This window comes from Flavobacterium sp. LPB0248 (assembly GCF_013388355.1).
Lineage (GTDB): Bacteria > Bacteroidota > Bacteroidia > Flavobacteriales > Flavobacteriaceae > Flavobacterium.
The window spans coordinates 2961998-2979726 of sequence record NZ_CP058246.1; the positions used below are offsets into that span (position 1 = coordinate 2961998).

At 34.1% G+C, this 17729-nt stretch carries 14 protein-coding genes; 9 read left to right on the forward strand and 5 right to left on the reverse strand.

The annotated features are described in order from the left end of the window. Positions 1–3 precede the first annotated feature (3 nt). On the forward strand, positions 4–501 hold the full coding sequence (locus LPB248_RS12300; protein ID WP_177211701.1) for a DinB family protein: 498 nt from the start codon (positions 4–6) through the stop codon (positions 499–501). 36 nt (positions 502–537) lie between these two features. On the opposite strand, the gene LPB248_RS12305 is transcribed toward LPB248_RS12300, so the two are convergent. Further along, on the reverse strand, positions 538–1497 hold the full coding sequence (locus LPB248_RS12305) for a helix-turn-helix transcriptional regulator (RefSeq protein ID WP_177211702.1): 960 nt from the start codon (positions 1495–1497) through the stop codon (positions 538–540). A 168-nt stretch (positions 1498–1665) separates the two neighbouring features. Here LPB248_RS12305 and LPB248_RS12310 point away from each other — a divergent pair, with 168 nt between their 5' ends. From LPB248_RS12310 to LPB248_RS12320, 3 genes are read left to right on the forward strand one after another with little or no spacing between them, the layout of a single operon-like run. Then, positions 1666–2409, forward strand: a complete 744-nt coding sequence (locus tag LPB248_RS12310) for a prolipoprotein diacylglyceryl transferase (RefSeq protein ID WP_177211703.1) — start codon at positions 1666–1668, stop codon at positions 2407–2409. After that, complete coding sequence (locus tag LPB248_RS12315; RefSeq protein ID WP_177211704.1) at positions 2399–3790, forward strand: radical SAM protein; 1392 nt, start codon at positions 2399–2401, stop codon at positions 3788–3790. The genes LPB248_RS12310 and LPB248_RS12315 overlap by 11 nt, the downstream gene beginning before the upstream one ends. Before the next feature lie 5 nt (positions 3791–3795). Beyond that, complete coding sequence (locus LPB248_RS12320; RefSeq protein WP_177211705.1) at positions 3796–3993, forward strand: hypothetical protein; 198 nt, start codon at positions 3796–3798, stop codon at positions 3991–3993. 57 nt (positions 3994–4050) lie between these two features. Here the strand turns inward: LPB248_RS12320 and LPB248_RS12325 are convergent, their stop codons facing one another. The 4 genes from LPB248_RS12325 to LPB248_RS12340 form a co-directional block, all read right to left on the reverse strand. Continuing rightward, complete coding sequence (locus LPB248_RS12325) at positions 4051–4668, reverse strand: outer membrane beta-barrel protein (RefSeq protein ID WP_177211706.1); 618 nt, start codon at positions 4666–4668, stop codon at positions 4051–4053. A gap of 239 nt (positions 4669–4907) precedes the next feature. Further along, positions 4908–6704: a translation elongation factor 4 gene (gene lepA / locus LPB248_RS12330; protein WP_177211707.1), complete on the reverse strand. Its 1797-nt coding sequence runs from the start codon at positions 6702–6704 to the stop codon at positions 4908–4910. Positions 6705–6866: 162 nt separating this feature from the next. Next, entirely contained in the window at positions 6867–7568 is a 702-nt protein-coding gene (locus LPB248_RS12335; protein WP_177211708.1) for an NUDIX hydrolase, read from the reverse strand. A 35-nt stretch (positions 7569–7603) separates the two neighbouring features. Then, the gene (locus tag LPB248_RS12340) at positions 7604–8320 is read right to left on the reverse strand and encodes an NUDIX hydrolase (RefSeq protein ID WP_177211709.1); all 717 of its coding nucleotides are present in this window, start codon (positions 8318–8320) and stop codon (positions 7604–7606) included. A 427-nt stretch (positions 8321–8747) separates the two neighbouring features. Between LPB248_RS12340 and LPB248_RS12345 the strand changes: the two genes are divergently transcribed. The 5 genes from LPB248_RS12345 to LPB248_RS12365 all read left to right on the forward strand — a co-directional run bounded on the left by LPB248_RS12345 (position 8748) and on the right by LPB248_RS12365 (position 17622). Further along, a complete protein-coding gene (locus LPB248_RS12345) occupies positions 8748–8915 on the forward strand; it encodes a hypothetical protein (RefSeq protein WP_177211710.1) in 168 nt (55 codons plus the stop codon). A gap of 44 nt (positions 8916–8959) precedes the next feature. After that, entirely contained in the window at positions 8960–12088 is a 3129-nt protein-coding gene (locus tag LPB248_RS12350; protein ID WP_177211711.1) for a SusC/RagA family TonB-linked outer membrane protein, read from the forward strand. A gap of 11 nt (positions 12089–12099) precedes the next feature. Next, positions 12100–13671, forward strand: coding sequence for a RagB/SusD family nutrient uptake outer membrane protein (locus LPB248_RS12355; RefSeq protein ID WP_177211712.1), 1572 nt, complete (start codon positions 12100–12102; stop codon positions 13669–13671). A 22-nt stretch (positions 13672–13693) separates the two neighbouring features. Further along, complete coding sequence (locus LPB248_RS12360; protein WP_255462939.1) at positions 13694–15061, forward strand: hypothetical protein; 1368 nt, start codon at positions 13694–13696, stop codon at positions 15059–15061. A 77-nt stretch (positions 15062–15138) separates the two neighbouring features. Further along, a complete protein-coding gene (locus tag LPB248_RS12365; RefSeq protein ID WP_177211713.1) occupies positions 15139–17622 on the forward strand; it encodes a glycoside hydrolase family 2 TIM barrel-domain containing protein in 2484 nt (827 codons plus the stop codon). Positions 17623–17729: the final 107 nt, after the last annotated feature.

Sequence of the window (17729 nt, forward strand, 5' to 3'; positions counted from 1 at the left end):
ACTATGAGTTTAAAGAAGATAATGTCCAATTTTGCAGATTACAATTTATGGGTAAACCAGCAATTTGTAAACTGGCTTTCGCCAAAAGCGGATGAATTGCTTTATGCAGAAGTTCAATCGAGTTTTTCTACTATTATGAAAACGCTAGATCATATCTGGTCTACTGAAGAATATTGGTTTTCAGTAATTTCTGAAAACGATTTGGCAGAAAAGAAGCCAGAAAGCGAATTGTCAAAAGAAGAAATATTTGCTGGATTATTAAATTCATCTACAAGATTGAAACATCTTATCAATTCATTGTCAGAAGAAGATTTGATGAAAGAAGTAAAAATTACCAATCCGTGGTTTGAATGCGAATTGCCAATTTCTGAATATTTAATTCAAGTTATCAATCATGGCACTTATCATAGAGGACAGATTGTAACAATGGGACGAAATGTCGGAATTACAGATGCTTCAAACACCGATTATAATTTCTATAATGTTATAAAACAGAAATAAATGAAAAAACTCCTGAGATAACTCTCAGGAGTTTTTTTATAAAAGTCTCTTTCTGTTGATTTCCAATAATTCCAAGACATTGGTTTTTAATATTTCAGGCTCGAGAATTTCTGCATAATCTCCAAACATTAAAAACCATCTCGGAAAAGCATTGTTTATATCTCTGGACATAAAAGTCATTTCGATTTTTTCTCCCACATCTTTTTGAGAAATAAAGCCATGATATTTTCTTTCGCTTGCTAAATATCGCGCTATTTTTCGGTCAATTAAAATACGAACTTTTGTTGTTGGACAAGTTTCAGTTTTAATTAAATAGGTTTCCAGTGCATCGTGTTCGATCGTAAAATCAGCATCTGTTTTTTTAATTCCCTGAATTCTGTCGGTTCTAAATTGTCTGTAATCTTTTCTAAGATGGCAATATCCGAGAAAATACCAATTGTTATTATCATGAAAAACGCCTATTGGTTCAAGATTACGCTGTGTTGTTTCGTCTTTATCAAAAGTTTTATAGGTTAAAAGAATTTGCTTTTTCTCAGCAATTCCTTCAAAAAGAACAGCCAAAGTATTTGGCGAATTATCATTAAACATCGGTTCTGCGGTCTGCATCACGATTTTTGATTCGATAGTCGAAAGGTAATCTTTATCAGTACTTCTTAAAACTGATTTCAGTTTGTACATCGCCGACGCATAATGTGTTCCCAAAGAAGGATCGGTAAACTTTTGCATTAATTTTTCGGCAGCAATAAAACTGCTCACTTCTTCACGAGTAAACATCACTGGTGGAAGCCTGTAACCATCCATCAGCGCATAACCAACACCAGCCTCACTATAAATAGGAACTCCAGACGCTTCCAAAGTTCTGATGTCTCTATAAATAGTTCTTAAACTGCACTCAAAACGATCGGCCAATTCTTGAGCCCTTACAATTTTTTTAGATTGCAACTGAATAAGAATGGCAACAATACGGTTAAATCGTTTTGGAGTTTCGTCGAGCATTTTTCTTTTTTAGGTTCAAAGGTTAAAGGTTCAAAGTTACAAAGGTTTAATCTTTGTAGAAATAAAAAAGCTGTTCCAAATTGAAACAGCTTTACTTTATAAGTCGAATGAATTTAAACATTTTTTTGCATCTTTACAGAATTATATTATTAAATTCTCGCATAAAGAATGAAGTTACCTTTTGAGCCAGTTATTTTTGGTTATGAAATTAATATCCATTTAGTTTTAGAATATCTGGCATTTTTTTTAGGTTATCGATATTACGTTTTTTTAAGAAAAAGAACCAATGATACTATTGTTTCTTCCAATAGATTATCGATCATATTGGGAGCGGCAATTGGAGCTTTTTTGGGCTCTAGAATTATGGGTTTTCTAGAAAATCCTGTTTTTCATCTTGATGCAAGATCAATTTTAGAACTCTTCAATGCAAAGACAATTATGGGAGGATTGTTTGGCGGATTATTAGGAGTTGAAATTGCCAAGAAAATTATAGGAGAAAAAGAATCATCAGGCGATTTATTTACTTTTCCAATTATTCTGGGAATTTTTATAGGTAGAATGGGTTGTTTTTTATCTGGTATAAATGAGTTTACGTACGGAAAAAAAACAACTTTTTTTATGGGGATGAATCTTGGAGATAGTATTAAAAGACATCCAATTGCTTTATACGAATTAATTTTTCTGATTATTTTGTTTTTTGTTCTGAAGAAATTGAAAACAAAAAATCTAAAAAACGGCTTGCTATTTCAATATTTTATGATTGCCTATTTTGCGTTTCGCTTTTTTGTAGAATTTTTAAAACCAAATCATTTCCTGATTTTTGGCATAAGTTCGATTCAGATTTTATGTTTAATATGTCTGCTTTATTATAACAAAACAATTTTAAATTTATTTGTAAAAAATGCCAGTTAGAAAATATACTTATTATGACTTTACATTAAGCCTTTGTCCAGAATGCTTAAAGAGAATTGATGCTAAAATTGTTTTTGAAGACGAAAATGTCTACATGCTTAAAAGATGTCCAGAACATGGAAGTTCTAAGGTTTTAATTGCTGACGATATTCAGTATTACAAGAATATCCGAAACTACAATAAACCGTCTGAGATGCCATATACTTTTAATACAAAAACGCATTATGGTTGTCCGTATGACTGTGGTTTATGTCCAGACCATGAACAGCATTCCTGCCTGACAGTTGTTGAGGTTACCGATCGATGTAATCTGACATGTCCAACCTGTTATGCAGGCTCGTCTCCTAATTACGGAAGACACAGAACTCTGGAAGAAGTAAAAGCTATGCTCGATACGGTTGTTAAAAATGAAAAAGAACCGGACGTAGTGCAGATTAGTGGAGGAGAACCAACCATACATCCAGAGTTTTTTGAAATCTTGGATTATGCAAAATCAACTCCGATAAAGCATTTAATGCTAAATACAAATGGAATTAAAATTGCAAAAGATAAAGAATTCGTTCAGCGACTAAAAAGCTATGCTCCAGATTTTGAAATCTATCTTCAGTTTGATTCTTTTGAAGATAGTGTATTGCAAGAACTGCGAGGAGCCGATTTAAGTGAAATACGAAAACAAGCTTTAGAAAATCTAAATGAAGTTAATTTGTCTACGACTTTAGTTGTCACGCTTCAAAAAGGATTAAACGATCATGAAATTGGTAAAATTATTGAGTTTGCACTAAAACAAAAATGTGTTCGAGGCGTTACATTTCAGCCGACTCAAATTGCGGGCCGATTGGAGAATTTTAACTTAGAAACCGATCGTATGACTTTAACAGAAGTAAGAAGAAAAATTCTGGAGCAGACTACAGTTTTTAATTCAGATGATTTACTTCCTGTTCCCTGTAATCCAGATGCTTTAGTTATGGGTTATGCTTTGAAACTGGGAGACGAAGTTTTTCCGTTAACACGATATATTAATCCGAATGATTTATTAGACAATAGCAAAAACACTATTATTTACGAGCAGGATGAAGTACTTCGTGGTAAAATGATAGATTTGTTTAGTACAGGAAATTCTGTAGAAGTAGCGCAAGAAAATTTGAAATCGATATTATGCTGTCTTCCCAATATTGATGCACCAGAATTAGGTTATGACAACTTGTTTCGAATTATCATAATGCAGTTTATTGATGCCTACAATTTTGATGTTAGAGCAATAAAAAAATCTTGTGTTCATATTGTCAATAAGGATAACAAAATAATTCCTTTTGAAACCATGAATTTGTTTTATAGAGATGATAAAATAGAAAGACTGGAAGAATTAAGAACTAAAGTATAAATAGTATGACAGCACTAGAAGTAGGTAATTTAGGTGGTTTGGTCGCATTTTTTATAGCAATCATGGTGGGGCCACCGATTTTGATGGCAATCATTGGTTTTGCAATCAAGAAAAACAGTCCAAATGGAGCAAAGATTTGCTTTATTATTGGAGCGCTATATTTAATTATTGGATTAGGAATATGCGGAACACTTATGTCTTAAGAAAAACCCTCAATAAACTGAATTATTGAGGGTCTTAAATTATATTATTAAAGTGGATTAAAATCTAAACAATAATCCGAATTTTGGTTGATCAAAGATGTTTTCAAATAAATTGATGTTTAATTGGAAAGTATCTGAAGATGGACCGTTTTCTGGAGAAACACTGTTGTATGATAATAAATTAGCAAGAGTAAAAGTAACTGCAATGTTTTTAGTTAAGAAGTAGTTTAAACCAACATTGATATTGGCTGTTAAACTATTGCTGTTGTCTGTACCAGTAATTGGACTTTCGTATTTATTTCTGCCGTATCCTAAACCTACTTCTCCATAAGCTTTGAATCGTTTTTTATCGAGTTCCAATAGATAATATCTTGCGAAACCACCAATTCCAAAAATATTAGTTTTTTCATCGGTTGCTTCAAGTTTATTGCTAGAATAGCTCAATTGTCCTCCAACGGCAAATTTATCATTAAGAAAATATCCAAATTTAGGATTAAAAGCATAATAGTCTCGATCTCCACCAGTAGTAATCTGGATAGAACCTTCTATAAACATATCTCCATGTTGAAAAGTAATACCTTTTGCAGATTTCATTTCTGAATCAACTTGATCTTGCTGTGCATTTGCAAAGTAAAATGTAAATAACGCTAGAATAACAGATAATTTGGTTTTCATAATCTTTTATTTTTTAAAGTTGTAAGATTAAAAATACAATTTTATCTTAAAATTAACTTTAAGTTTTTGTAAAAGCGTTAAAAAACAATCGATTAAGTTAATATTTTTATAAAAAATAAGTTTTAACCTACATTTTTTAAAAGGTCAGAAACGGATTATATTCAAACAAAAAACCCGATAACGAAAGCTACCGGGTTTAATCTATATTCTTGTTTCTTTCTTCTATTTAAAAGAAAAGCTTAGTCATTCAATTTCAAAACAGCCATAAATGCTTCTTGAGGAATCTCAACGTTTCCTACTTGACGCATACGTTTTTTACCTTTTTTCTGTTTTTCAAGAAGTTTACGCTTACGTGAAATATCTCCACCGTAACATTTTGCTGTAACGTCTTTACGAAGTGCTTTAATGGTTTCACGAGCGATAATCTTAGCTCCAATTGCAGCTTGAATCGGAATATCAAATTGCTGTCTTGGAATTAATTCACGCAATTTCTCAGTCATTTTCTTACCGATATTGTAAGCGTTATCTTCGTGGATCAATGCAGAAAGCGCATCAACTGTTTGTGCGTTTAAAAGAACGTCCAATTTAACTAATTTTGAAGTTCTCATACCGATTGGAGAATAATCAAAAGAAGCGTAACCTTTAGAAACTGTTTTCAAACGATCGTAGAAATCGAATACAATTTCCGCCAACGGCATGTCGAAATTCAATTCAACTCTTTCTGTAGTTAAATACGTTTGGTTGGTAATTAAACCACGTTTTTCGATACATAAACTCATTACGTTTCCAACAAAGTCAGATTTTGTAATAATCGTAGCTTTAATAAAAGGCTCTTCAACTCTGTCAAGTTTTGAAGGTTCTGGTAAATCTGAAGGGTTGTTTACAACAATAGCTTTTTCTGGCTCTTTTTTAGTGTAAGCTAAATACGAAACGTTAGGAACCGTAGTAATTACAGTCATATCAAACTCACGCTCCAAACGCTCTTGGATAATTTCCATGTGAAGCATTCCTAAGAATCCGCAACGGAAACCAAATCCTAATGCTGCAGAACTTTCAGGAGTAAAAACTAACGAAGCGTCATTCAATTGTAATTTTTCCATTGAAGAACGTAAATCTTCATAATCTTCTGTATCAACAGGATAAATACCTGCGAATACCATTGGTTTTACATCCTCAAAACCAGCAACCATATTTGTTGTAGGAACTTTTGCATCTGTAATCGTATCACCAACTTTTACTTCACGCGCTTCTTTGATTCCAGAAATCAAATAACCAACATCTCCTGCTGAAACTACATTTTTAGGGACCTGATTTAGTTTTAAAGTTCCAATTTCGTCAGCAAAGTATTCGTTGTCAGTAGCCATGAATTTAATTTTCTGGCCTTTTTTGATTTCACCATTTACAACTCTAAAGATTACCTCGATTCCGCGGAACGGATTATAAACCGAGTCAAAAATCAAAGCTTGCAATGGTTCTTCTGGATTTCCTTTTGGAGCAGGAATTTTTTCGATAATGGCAGCAAGAATGTTCTCAACACCATAACCAGTTTTTCCTGAAGCGTGAATAATATCTTCTAATTTACATCCTAATAAATCGATAATATCATCACTAACTTCCTCAGGGTTTGCACTTGGTAAATCGACTTTATTCAAAACCGGAATGATTTCTAAGTCGTTCTCAAGCGCTAAATATAAATTTGAAATTGTTTGTGCCTGAATACTCTGAGCCGCATCAACAATTAATAACGCTCCTTCACAAGCAGCAATAGATCTTGAAACTTCGTATGAAAAATCTACGTGGCCTGGAGTATCAATCAAATTCAGAATGTATTCTTCACCTTTGTAGGTGTATTCCATCTGAATAGCATGACTCTTAATGGTGATTCCACGCTCACGCTCCAGATCCATGTTGTCAAGCAATTGTGCTTTTTCTTCACGAGCTGTAACGGTTTGTGTTGCGCCTAATAATCTGTCCGCCAATGTACTTTTACCGTGGTCAATGTGTGCAATAATGCAAAAGTTACGAATCTTCTTCATTTTAGTATATCAGTTCTCTATCGAGTTTTAAGTATTTTTTTGGTGTAAAACAGCCTAAAGCAATTGCCTTAAAGCATGTTATTAAGGCGCAAAGATAGCGCAAAGTTTTGGATTCTGGAATCTAGATATAGGATAGTTGATTGTAAAGAATTAAAAATAGCATTAAAATTCAAAATTGAATCCTTTTTCTGTTAATTTCTTATACATTTCGGGGTCAAATTTATAAAGCTTGGCCGCTCGATGCGAAACGTCTTTTTGTTTTTCATCCAATTCAGTTAGCAGTTTCATGTGAAGCACTTTTCGTCTGAAATTAGATTTATCCAATTCGATTCCTAAAATTTCTTCATACAAATGCATTAGCTGCAATAGAGTAAATTTTTCTGGAAGAAGATTAAAACCAATTGGAGCCTGACGCACTCGGTTTCGCAACTGCAATAAACTGAAATCAAGAATTTCGTTATGGTCAAAAATCAAATCTGGAATTTCATTTATCTTGAACCATTTGGCTTCGAAAACTTTTAAACTGGCTTTAATATTATAATCTTCTCTATTGACCAAAGTATAATAACCAATAGTAACCACGCGTCTTTCGAGAACGCGCTGCGGATTTGTAAATGCTTTTAACTGTTCTAAATAGATGTTTTCAAGACCCGTAAGTTCCTGTAAAATTCGCTGAGCAGCATTATCTGCACTTTCGTCTATTTGAAGCCATCCGCCAAGAAGTCCCCATTTGCCTTTACTTTCGCCTTCGGCATGCTGTACCAAGAGCACTTCGAGACTCTCTTTGTTAAATCCGAAGAAAACACAGTCTATTGTGATTCCGTCTACGGCTGGTTTGTGATGGTTAGTAGTTATTTCAGTCAATTTGTTGTTGTCGTATTATAATTGTGTATTGAAAATTAGAACTCAAAATTGAATCCCTTTTCAGTTAATTTCTCATAGATTTCAGGATCAAATTTATACAACTGAGCCGCTCTATGCGAAACATCTTGTTGTTTTTCGTCTAAAGCAACCAACAGTTTCATGTGAAGAATTTTTCTTCTAAAGTTGGGTTTATCCATTTCAATTCCTAAAATTTCTTCATACAGTTGCATTAATTGCAATAAGGTAAATTTTTCGGGAAGCAGATTGAATCCGATTGGCGTTTGGCGTACTTTACTTCTAAGATGTTTTATGCTGTAATCTAAGATCTCGTTATGATCATAGATCAAATTCGGAATGTTATCAATTTTATACCATTGCGCATCCGAAGCTGTAAAACCTGCTTTAATATTATAATCTTCTCTTTTTACAAGAGCATAATACCCAATCGTAATAACACGTCGCAGCGGAAAACGATCTGGATCTCCAAATGCTTTCAGCTGTTCCAAATAAATGTTATCAAGACCAGTAAGCTCATTCAATAAGCGGTGAGCCGCATTGTCTGTGCTTTCCTTTTTATAAATCCATCCACCCGGAAGTCCCCATTTTCCTTTACTGATACCTTCGGCATGCTGCACCAAAAGCACTTCAAGACTGCCTTTGTCGAAACCAAAAATGACACAGTCAATCGTGATGGCATTCATCGCACTGTTTTCATTTTTTTGGGCAGTTTTGTCGTCTACATTTTCAACCATATATGAGATAAATTTTGACAAATTAAATAAATAAATTGATTATTAACCTTTTTGAAAGCCTTATATTTTTTTTAACGAAACAAAAAATTGATAATCAGGCTTTTAAAAATAAGTAAGAAAAGCTCTTTGATATAGGTTATTTCTTAAATGACTGATTGTCAATTTTATAAAACGTTGATTTTTATATATTTTTTATTTCAATTCTACTTTAGATTTTACAACATTAATAAAAATGGATTAGGATTAATCAGAATCGAAAAAAAATAACCCTAATATTTTGTTAATATAGAAAATTTGTTTTACACTTGTAGTCAAATTTACCATAAGATAAATTCAAATTGACCATAAGCAAAAATAGAACAAACTTACACTTAACTTAAACTTACCACAAATGTTTTTTCTAAAAATTGATTTAAATAGCTTTTTGATGAGATTACCATCATCAAATTCTGTCAAAAGAATCGATTTTGATGTTTTAGAAATGCTTGTTTTTAAAACGCCTGTTTATAGTCAGCAAGTACTAAATGTTGGAAATGAGATTCAGGCCCTCATTTTTGGCATGACCTGCTTGGGAAGTTTTCCAGATTTCTCTTAGGGTAAGAAACACTAACTATAACTTAAACTTAATCAATTCTTATTATGAAAAGCAAAAATTGTATTAAAACAACAAAGCTTCCATATTTTATGGCGGTGCTGCTTAGCGTATTTATGATGCAGTTTGGATTTGCTCAAGAATCTAAAACTGTAAGTGGGACAATTACCTCTTCCGAAGACGGATTTGGAGTTCCAGGAGCAACTGTACTTGTACAGGGAACAAAATCGAGTGCTGTTACCGATTTTGATGGAAAATATAAAATTGAAGCCAAAACAGGCGATGTTTTAGTAATTACCTTCGTGGGATTTAAAACAAAGAATATTACAGTCGGTGCTCAAAAAGTGGTCGACGCTGTTTTACAGCCAGAAACTGCAGAACTTAAAGAGGTTGTAGTAATTGGATATGGATCACAGAAGAAAACATTAGTCACTAATGCTGTAACTCAGGTAAGTGGTGAAAGTCTGGCAAAAACGAATACAACAAATGCGCTTCAGGCACTACAGGGTCAGGCGGCGGGTCTTCAGGTTACATCAACTTCAGGACAACCGGGCGAAGGTTTTAATGTAGTAATCAGAGGTGCTGGTTCTATAGCTGGTTCTGCTCCATTGTATGTTGTTGATGGAATATTAACAGGTGATATTTCTTATTTAAGTAACTCGGATATTGAATCTATTTCGGTTTTAAAAGATGCAGCTTCGGCTGCAATCTATGGGTCTCAGGCTTCTAATGGAGTTATTTTGGTAACAACCAAAAAAGGAAAACGTGGAGCGAGTGGTCAAATTACATTTGATCAGTATTACGGAGTGCAATCTGTAGCAAGAAAAATGGATATGCTCAATGCAACTGAATATGCTACAATATTAAATGAAGCGGCTGTAAACTCAGGAAAAAATCCTTATTTTACAAATGCACAAATTTCTCAATTAGGAGCGGGAACAAACTGGGTAGATAAAATGGTTACTGATAATGCAGCAACTAAGAATTTCTCTTTTGGCGCATCAGGAGGTTCAGACACTTCAGTTTATTCTGCCTCGTTGTCCTATTTAGGACAAGAAGGAGTTGTTGGAGGAGCTGATTTATCTAATTATGAGCGCTATAACTTCAGATTCAATTCAGAGCATAAATTATATAAAGATGTTTTGACGCTTGGAGAAAATTTGAGTTTTGCTTACATTGATAGAAACGGAATTGGAGTTGGCAATCAATACAACAACTCTTTAAGAAGTGCGTTTCAGGCTAATCCGCTGTTGCCAATGTATGATGCTGATGGAAATTATTATAATACTACAAAAGATTCTGAACCATGGTTGGCTGGTGTAGCAAATCCATATGCTATGATGGTTTACAATAATCAGAACGAAAGTAACAATCAAAAATTATTAGGAAACGTTTATTTGCAAATTGAGCCTCTCAAGAATTTGACATTCAAAACAACTTTAGGTCTTGATTATTATGCAGGTGAAGGACATGCTTATAAACCAGTATATCACTTGTCAACTTATGCATACAATGATTTTGATACCGTGAATCAAAACATGAATAAAGGAAAAACTATAACTTGGGATAATTTACTGACTTATAAATTCAATGTTGCTGATAATCATCATTTTGAAACCATGTTAGGTACATCATCTATTAATTTTGATGGTACTTCTGTATCTGTTACTAATGCCGATTCAGTTTTTGATGATTTAGAACACGCTTGGATAGATAATACTACGAATAAAGCAGGTGCTAAAATTGCAATTAAAGGAATTAAACAGGAGACAAAAAGAATGTCTTATTTTGGAAGATTAAATTACAATTTTAGAGAAACTTATTTATTAAATGCAACTTTTAGAGTGGATGGATCGTCTATTTTTTCTAAAGAAAATCAATGGGGATATTTTCCATCAGTATCTGGAGGATGGGTTGCCACTAATGAAGAATTCCTGAAAGGAGCAAGCTGGATTAATTTCTTAAAAATAAGAGCAAGTTGGGGACAGGTTGGAAATCAAAATGCAAGAGCTTTCCAATATTTATCACCAATAAAAACAGATTATACAAATTACATTTTTGGTAATACAGAAGGCGACTTAACTCCCGGAGCATATCCTAACAGATTATCAAATCCTGATTTAAAATGGGAAACTTCAGAACAGGTTGACTTTGGTTTTGATGCGAGATTCTTAAACAATGCTTTAAGTGTAACTTTTGATGTCTATAATAAAAAGAATAAAGACTGGTTGATTTTAGCGCCAATTTTGGCAACTGCTGGTGCTGATGCTCCTTATATTAATGGTGGTGATGTAGTAAACAAAGGTGTTGAGTTGGCCTTATCTTATCAGAATAAAATTGGTGATTTCAATTATTCTGTGAGCGCAAATGGTGCTTATAATAAAAATACAGTAGGTCAAATTCCTACTTCAGATGGTATGATCCATGGATTGACTAAAGAACTTTATGATAATTCACCTGAATTTTACAGAGCCCAAAACGGTCTTCCATTAGGTTATTTCTGGGGGTACAAAACGGGAGGAGTTTTCCAAAATCAAGAGCAGATCGATAATTATAAATCTGCAAATGGAGTGGTTTTACAACCAAACGCAGCACCTGGGGATATTATTTATGTAAATACAAATGGAGATGATAAAATTGATGTTAATGATAAAACGAACATCGGAAAACCAAATCCTGATTTTACATATGGTTTCTCTATTTCAGCAAGTTACAAAGCTTTCGATTTTTCTCTTAATGCGAATGGTGTTGCAGGAAATGAAATTGTACAATCATACAGAAATCAATCTGGTGCATATGGAAATTATACTTCTGCAATCTTAAATCGTTGGCATGGGGAAGGTTCTTCAAATACAGTTCCTAGAGTAACAGAAGACAACCGAAATTTTACAGAATTCTCAGATTTGTATATTCAAAAAGGAGATTTTTTAAGAATCAATACAGTTACCTTAGGATTTGATTTAGCCAAAATGAAACAATCTAAACCATTTTTTGCAAGTCAATTCAGAGTTTATTTCTCAGTGTTGAACCTTTATACTTTCACAAAATACGATGGTATGGATCCTGAAATTGGATTTGGCTCTTCAAACGATGATCAGAAGTTCTCTTCAGGTGTTGATGTGGGTTACTATCCAAGACCGAGGACCTTCATGATGGGATTAAATATTAAACTTTAATAATTAAAAAGATGAAAAATACATATTTATATATCTTCTGTTTTAGTTTATTGTCTTTGGGTTCTTGTAGTTTAGATACAGAACCTATAACACAAACAGATACAAATTTTTATAAAACAACAGATGATGCATATTCTGCATTAGTTGGATGTTATGATGGAATGCAGGTTGCAACAGGTGCAGCGGGTAAAGGAGTTCCGGTAGTAAGTGAAATTATGTCGGATGATTGTTTTGGTGGAACCGGAAATTCTGATAAATACGATTATGCAGCAATTGATGAGTTTGATATTGCACGCGCTCCGTCTGAAGTAGATATGTATAATGATAACTGGGTTGCTTACTATAAAGCACTTTATCGTTGTAACGTATTCTTATCAAAAATGGATCAGATTGACTGGAAAGGAGATATGACTTTAAAAGATAATTACATCTCTGAAACAAGATTTATTAGAGCTTATTTGTATTTTGAAATGGTACGTTTATGGGGGAATATTCCACTTTTGACAGCGCCTTCAACAGACAATATTCCACAGGCAAATCCAGATGATGTATATAAAGTAATTGCAGAAGATTTAGTCTTTGCTGCAAATAACTTGCCTTCAGTAGCTTACAATGCGACAACTAGCGGGCGTGTTACTAAATGGGCGGCAAAATCTTTACTTGGACGTGTTTACTTGTATTACACAGGATACTACGGAAAATCTGATTTGGTTGGTGTCGTTACAAAAGCACAGGCATTACAACATTTGGAAGATGTTATAGCAGGAAGCGGACATGGTTTGGTTGATGATTTTTCTACACTTTGGCCTGCAGCTTCAGTTGACAAATATGCAGGTGAAAACAATAAAGAATTTGTATTTTCTATAAAATATACTTACACAAGTGATTATAACGGAAATACTGATGGTAACCACTGGTTAGTAATGTTCGGAATGAGAGAATTCTCTTCTTATCCATACGGACGCGGTTGGGGTGTGACTGTGAATTCTAAATTATGGAATGCATACACAGCAAATGATACAAGACGTGTTTCAACTGTGATAGGAATTAATGAAGAAAAAATTCCATTTGATAAAATAAACAATCAGCGTGAGTATACTGGTTACTACAACAAAAAATATACTCCAATGGTTGATAAAGATGGAAAAGACCTTCCATTAACTATGGGAAGCCAGTTTTGGGACATCAGCCAATTTCAGGATTATGTAGTATTAAGATATGCTGATGTATTATTAATGGCAGCAGAATTAGGAAGTGGTAATGCACAATCTTATTTTGATGACGTAAGAAGAAGAGCTTACAAAACAGCATTTACTTCTATTCCTGTTAATTATGATAATATCATGAACGAAAGACATTTGGAATTCGCTCTAGAAGGAGTTAGATATTGGGATTTACTTCGTCAAGGAATTGGCAAAGCATCTTCAACTATCGCAGAAACTACAACTTTACTTAACGGAGGAGTACAGGCTACAAAAACAATTTCTTCAGTAAACATCCAAAAAACAAAAGGATTGCAGCAAATTCCAAATACACAGATAACATTATCTAATGGAGTTTTAAAACAAAATGCAGGCTGGTAGTTTTAATTAAAAAAGCAAAAAAATGAAAAATATAAAAGTATTAATTACAACACTTTTGATGCTGGCCATGCTGGTGTCATCTTGTTCGCCTGATAGTTACTCTTTAGATGGCGCGATGGATAAATCGGATATACATTTTGAAATTACTCAGGATTTAGCTGCAGATCCAGGAGGAAATACTGTGATTCTGAAAAATACGACACCTGGTGTTATATTAAACTGGGATTATGAAACAGGAAAATCAGACAAAGCGATAGAAACTGTAAAGTACGCTTTTAAAGGAAATTATACGATAAAAATTTCGGCAGTTACCGGCGGGGGAATTGTAGAACTTGATCCAGTAACGGTAACCGTAAATCAGGATAATTTAAATTATGTTAATGATGCACTTTGGACAGCTTTGTCTGGAGGTGTAGGAAAACAAAAAGTTTGGATTGCTGATAATGGTAAATATGGAATGGCTCTTGGAGCAATGTCTTATGCAGATCCTAGCACTACAGTAGAGTGGGGTAATTTTACACCAAACTGGGAACCAGAAGGAAATGCTAATTCAAGTACAGATGCAGATATGCATTGGGGAAGAACAATGACTTTCAGTCTGGAAGGTGGTCCATTTATGAAAATTAATGAAGCCGACGGAACTCTTAAAGAAAGCGGTACTTATTTCTTAGATGTAAATACACATACTTTAACAACAACAGGAGCAACAATTCTAAGACCAGACAACTACATTGCAAACGCAAGTAACTGGACTAATAATATCAAGATCTTAAAACTTACTGAAAACCAGTTAAGAATTGCTATTTTGAGAACTAATAGCGAAGGGCCATGGTGGTATATCTGGAATTTCGTTTCTAAAGAATATGCAGACAACTATGTTCCACCTGCTACTGGACCAAGTTATGATGAAGGTTTTAATCCAACTTTTGCTTCAGGCGAATTGTTAAAAATGATTACTGGTGGAGTAGGATCAGGTAGAGTTTGGAGTTTAGACGGAAATGGAAATCCAGTAGACTGGTTAGGAAAAGGAAAAGGATGGACAACAGGCGCTTCAAGCTCATATAACTGGGGATGGAATGATGATTGGACTGCTATAGCAGGTAATTCTTGGATTCGTTTTGATCAATTTGGTGGGAAACTAAATTATACTAGAAGCCAGAATGGTGTAGTAACTTCTGGATTATTTACAATTGATGAAACGAATAATGAAATTAACTTAGGAACAAATACATTGATTCAAAATCCAGATAGCTGGATGAATCCAACAACAAGTGTTATTAAAGTTGTAAAGGCTTACAATAATGACTACCTACAAAAAGGTATTTGGTTTGGAACATCTTATGATGCAGGAAAAGATGAGTGGTTTGTGTTCCATTATATAATTCCTTAAAAATTCATATATTTCACTTTATAAATAACTCGGAAGCAGGTTGATACTGTTTCCGGGTTATTAAAATTTACGATACTATGTTGCAGCTAACTTCATATAAAAAACTAGGATTACTATTTGCAAGCTTTCTTTTATTGACAGCATGCAAATCATCAACAGATCAAAAATTTAGTAACCGAAAAGTTTCTTTTAATGCAGATTGGAGTTTCCATCTAAACGATAGTATTATTGATAAAGATACTATTGGAACTTCAACAAAATGGAGAACTTTAGATGTTCCGCATGATTGGAGTATTGAAGGGAAATTTGATGAAAAAAGTCCAGCCGGATATGGCGGAGGATCATTAAATGGAGGTTTAGGCTGGTATAAAAAAACATTCAAAGCTGCTGCAGAAGACAGCACAAAAATTACTTCAATTACTTTTGACGGCGTATACAAAAACAGCGAAGTCTGGGTAAACGGACATTATTTAGGAAAACGTCCAAACGGATATATTGGCTTTCAATATGATATGTCGCCGTATTTGAATTACGGAGACAAAAACAACGAAATTATTGTTAAGGTTGACAATTCAAAACAACCCAATTCACGCTGGTATTCAGGTTCAGGAATTTTTAGAAATGTCTGGATCGAAACTACAGATAAACTTCATGTGGGACAATGGGGAACCTATATTACAACTCCAAAAGTTACAGCCGAAAAAGCTTCTATAAGTTTTGAAACAACAATTAAAAATCAATACAAAGAAGGTAAAAAAGCCACGGTAACGACCACCATTTTTAAAGAAGATAAAAAAGTAACATCGGTTACACAAGATATAACCATCAATGCCAACGAAAATCAAACTCTGAATCAATCGGCAGAAGTTGAAAATCCGATTTTATGGTCAGTTGAAAATCCAGAATTGTATACAGCAGTTACTGAAATTTCGCTTGACGATAAAATCATCGATCAATACAAAACCAATTTCGGAATCAGAGATTTTAAATTCGATTTGAATAAAGGTTTTATTTTGAATGGAAAACAAGTCAAAATAAAAGGTGTTTGTTTGCATCATGATTTAGGTCCGTTGGGTTCGGCAATTAATACGCGTGCCATCGAACGTCAATTGGAAATCATGAAAGAAATGGGAGTAAATGGAATTAGAACTTCTCACAATCCTCCCGCTCCAGAACTTTTGGAACTTTGCGATAAAATGGGTTTCATTGTTATGGATGAAGCTTTCGACATGTGGAAGCAGACCAAAACCAAATACGATTACGGAAACGATTGGGACAAATGGCATAAAAAAGATCTAATCGATCAATTACTTCGCGATAGAAATCACCCAAGTATTTTTGTTTGGAGCATCGGAAACGAAATTCCAGAACAATGGAATGAAAAAGGTGTTGAAATTGCTAAAGAATTGGCTGCGATTACACGCGAGTACGATAAAACGCGTCCGTTAACCGCAGCGATGAATCCGCCGGTAAACATGAATATTGATGCGGTGACTTTACAGTTTGAGAAAAAAGACGTATCGATTAATCCGCTTGCTGGATCTGGAGTTTTAGATTTAATAGGATACAATTATGCACATCAAACGTACGAACATCATCTAAAGAACTTTCCAAATACCCCTTTTATTGCAACAGAAACCACTTCAGGTTTACAGACAAGAGGCTATTATGACGCTGTTTCAGATACCATTAAAAAATGGCCAGTAAGATGGGATCTTAAATTTACAGAAGGAAATCCAGGAAACACCGTTTCAGCTTATGATCAAGTTCAAACACCTTGGGGTTCTACGCACGAAGCGACTTGGAAAGTCATTAAAAAATACGATTTCTTAGCTGGAATGTACGTTTGGACAGGTTTCGATTATATCGGTGAACCAACACCATACGAATGGCCATCTGTAAGTTCGTATTTCGGAATTGTAGATTTAGCCGGTTTCCCGAAAGACGTTTATTATATGTACCAAAGCGAATGGACAGATAAAACCGTTTTGCACATTTTTCCGCATTGGAACTGGAAACCTGGACAAACTGTCGATGTTTGGGCCTACTACAACAAAGCCGATGAGGTTGAACTTTTCGTAAACGGAAAATCGGTTGGAAAGAGAAGCAAAAAAGGAGACGATTTACACGTAATGTGGAGAATTCCTTTTGAAGCCGGAACCCTGAAAGCAGTTTCTCGTAAAGATGGAAAAGTAGTTTTAGAAAAAGAAATCAAAACAGCTGGAAATCCTTCTCAATTAAAACTGACTGCCGACAGAAGTACTATCAAAGCAGACAAAAACGATTTGTCATTTATCACGGTTGATATTTTAGATGCCAATGGAACGATTGTACCAAATGCGAATAACGAAATTAATTTCTCTTTAAAAGGAAATGGAAAAATTGTAGGCGTTTGCAGCGGAGATCCGGTTAGCCACGAATCGTACAAAGGAAATAAACACACCGCTTTGGCTGGAAAATGTTTGGTTATTGTACAATCTGGAGATCAATCTGGAAGATTGGAATTAACAGCAAAAGCAAATGGATTAAAACAGTCCACTATTGTAATTACAACAGAATAATTTTTGAAATTTTAAATATAGCCACTCCCGATGGCTATCGGGATAAAAGAATTAAAAAGATTTAAATCTGTATGATCTGCAAAATCTGCGAGAGAAAAGAGAAAAAA

Coding starts and splice junctions, on each gene's coding strand:
- LPB248_RS12300 (WP_177211701.1), top strand. CDS start 4: ATGAGTTTAAAGAAGATAATGTCCAATTTTGCAGATTACAATTTATGG.
- LPB248_RS12305 (WP_177211702.1), bottom strand. CDS start 1,497: ATGCTCGACGAAACTCCAAAACGATTTAACCGTATTGTTGCCATTCTT.
- LPB248_RS12310 (WP_177211703.1), top strand. CDS start 1,666: ATGAAGTTACCTTTTGAGCCAGTTATTTTTGGTTATGAAATTAATATC.
- LPB248_RS12315 (WP_177211704.1), top strand. CDS start 2,399: ATGCCAGTTAGAAAATATACTTATTATGACTTTACATTAAGCCTTTGT.
- LPB248_RS12320 (WP_177211705.1), top strand. CDS start 3,796: ATGACAGCACTAGAAGTAGGTAATTTAGGTGGTTTGGTCGCATTTTTT.
- LPB248_RS12325 (WP_177211706.1), bottom strand. CDS start 4,668: ATGAAAACCAAATTATCTGTTATTCTAGCGTTATTTACATTTTACTTT.
- lepA (WP_177211707.1), bottom strand. CDS start 6,704: ATGAAGAAGATTCGTAACTTTTGCATTATTGCACACATTGACCACGGT.
- LPB248_RS12340 (WP_177211709.1), bottom strand. CDS start 8,320: ATGGTTGAAAATGTAGACGACAAAACTGCCCAAAAAAATGAAAACAGT.
- LPB248_RS12345 (WP_177211710.1), top strand. CDS start 8,748: ATGAGATTACCATCATCAAATTCTGTCAAAAGAATCGATTTTGATGTT.
- LPB248_RS12350 (WP_177211711.1), top strand. CDS start 8,960: ATGAAAAGCAAAAATTGTATTAAAACAACAAAGCTTCCATATTTTATG.
- LPB248_RS12355 (WP_177211712.1), top strand. CDS start 12,100: ATGAAAAATACATATTTATATATCTTCTGTTTTAGTTTATTGTCTTTG.
- LPB248_RS12360 (WP_255462939.1), top strand. CDS start 13,694: ATGAAAAATATAAAAGTATTAATTACAACACTTTTGATGCTGGCCATG.
- LPB248_RS12365 (WP_177211713.1), top strand. CDS start 15,139: ATGTTGCAGCTAACTTCATATAAAAAACTAGGATTACTATTTGCAAGC.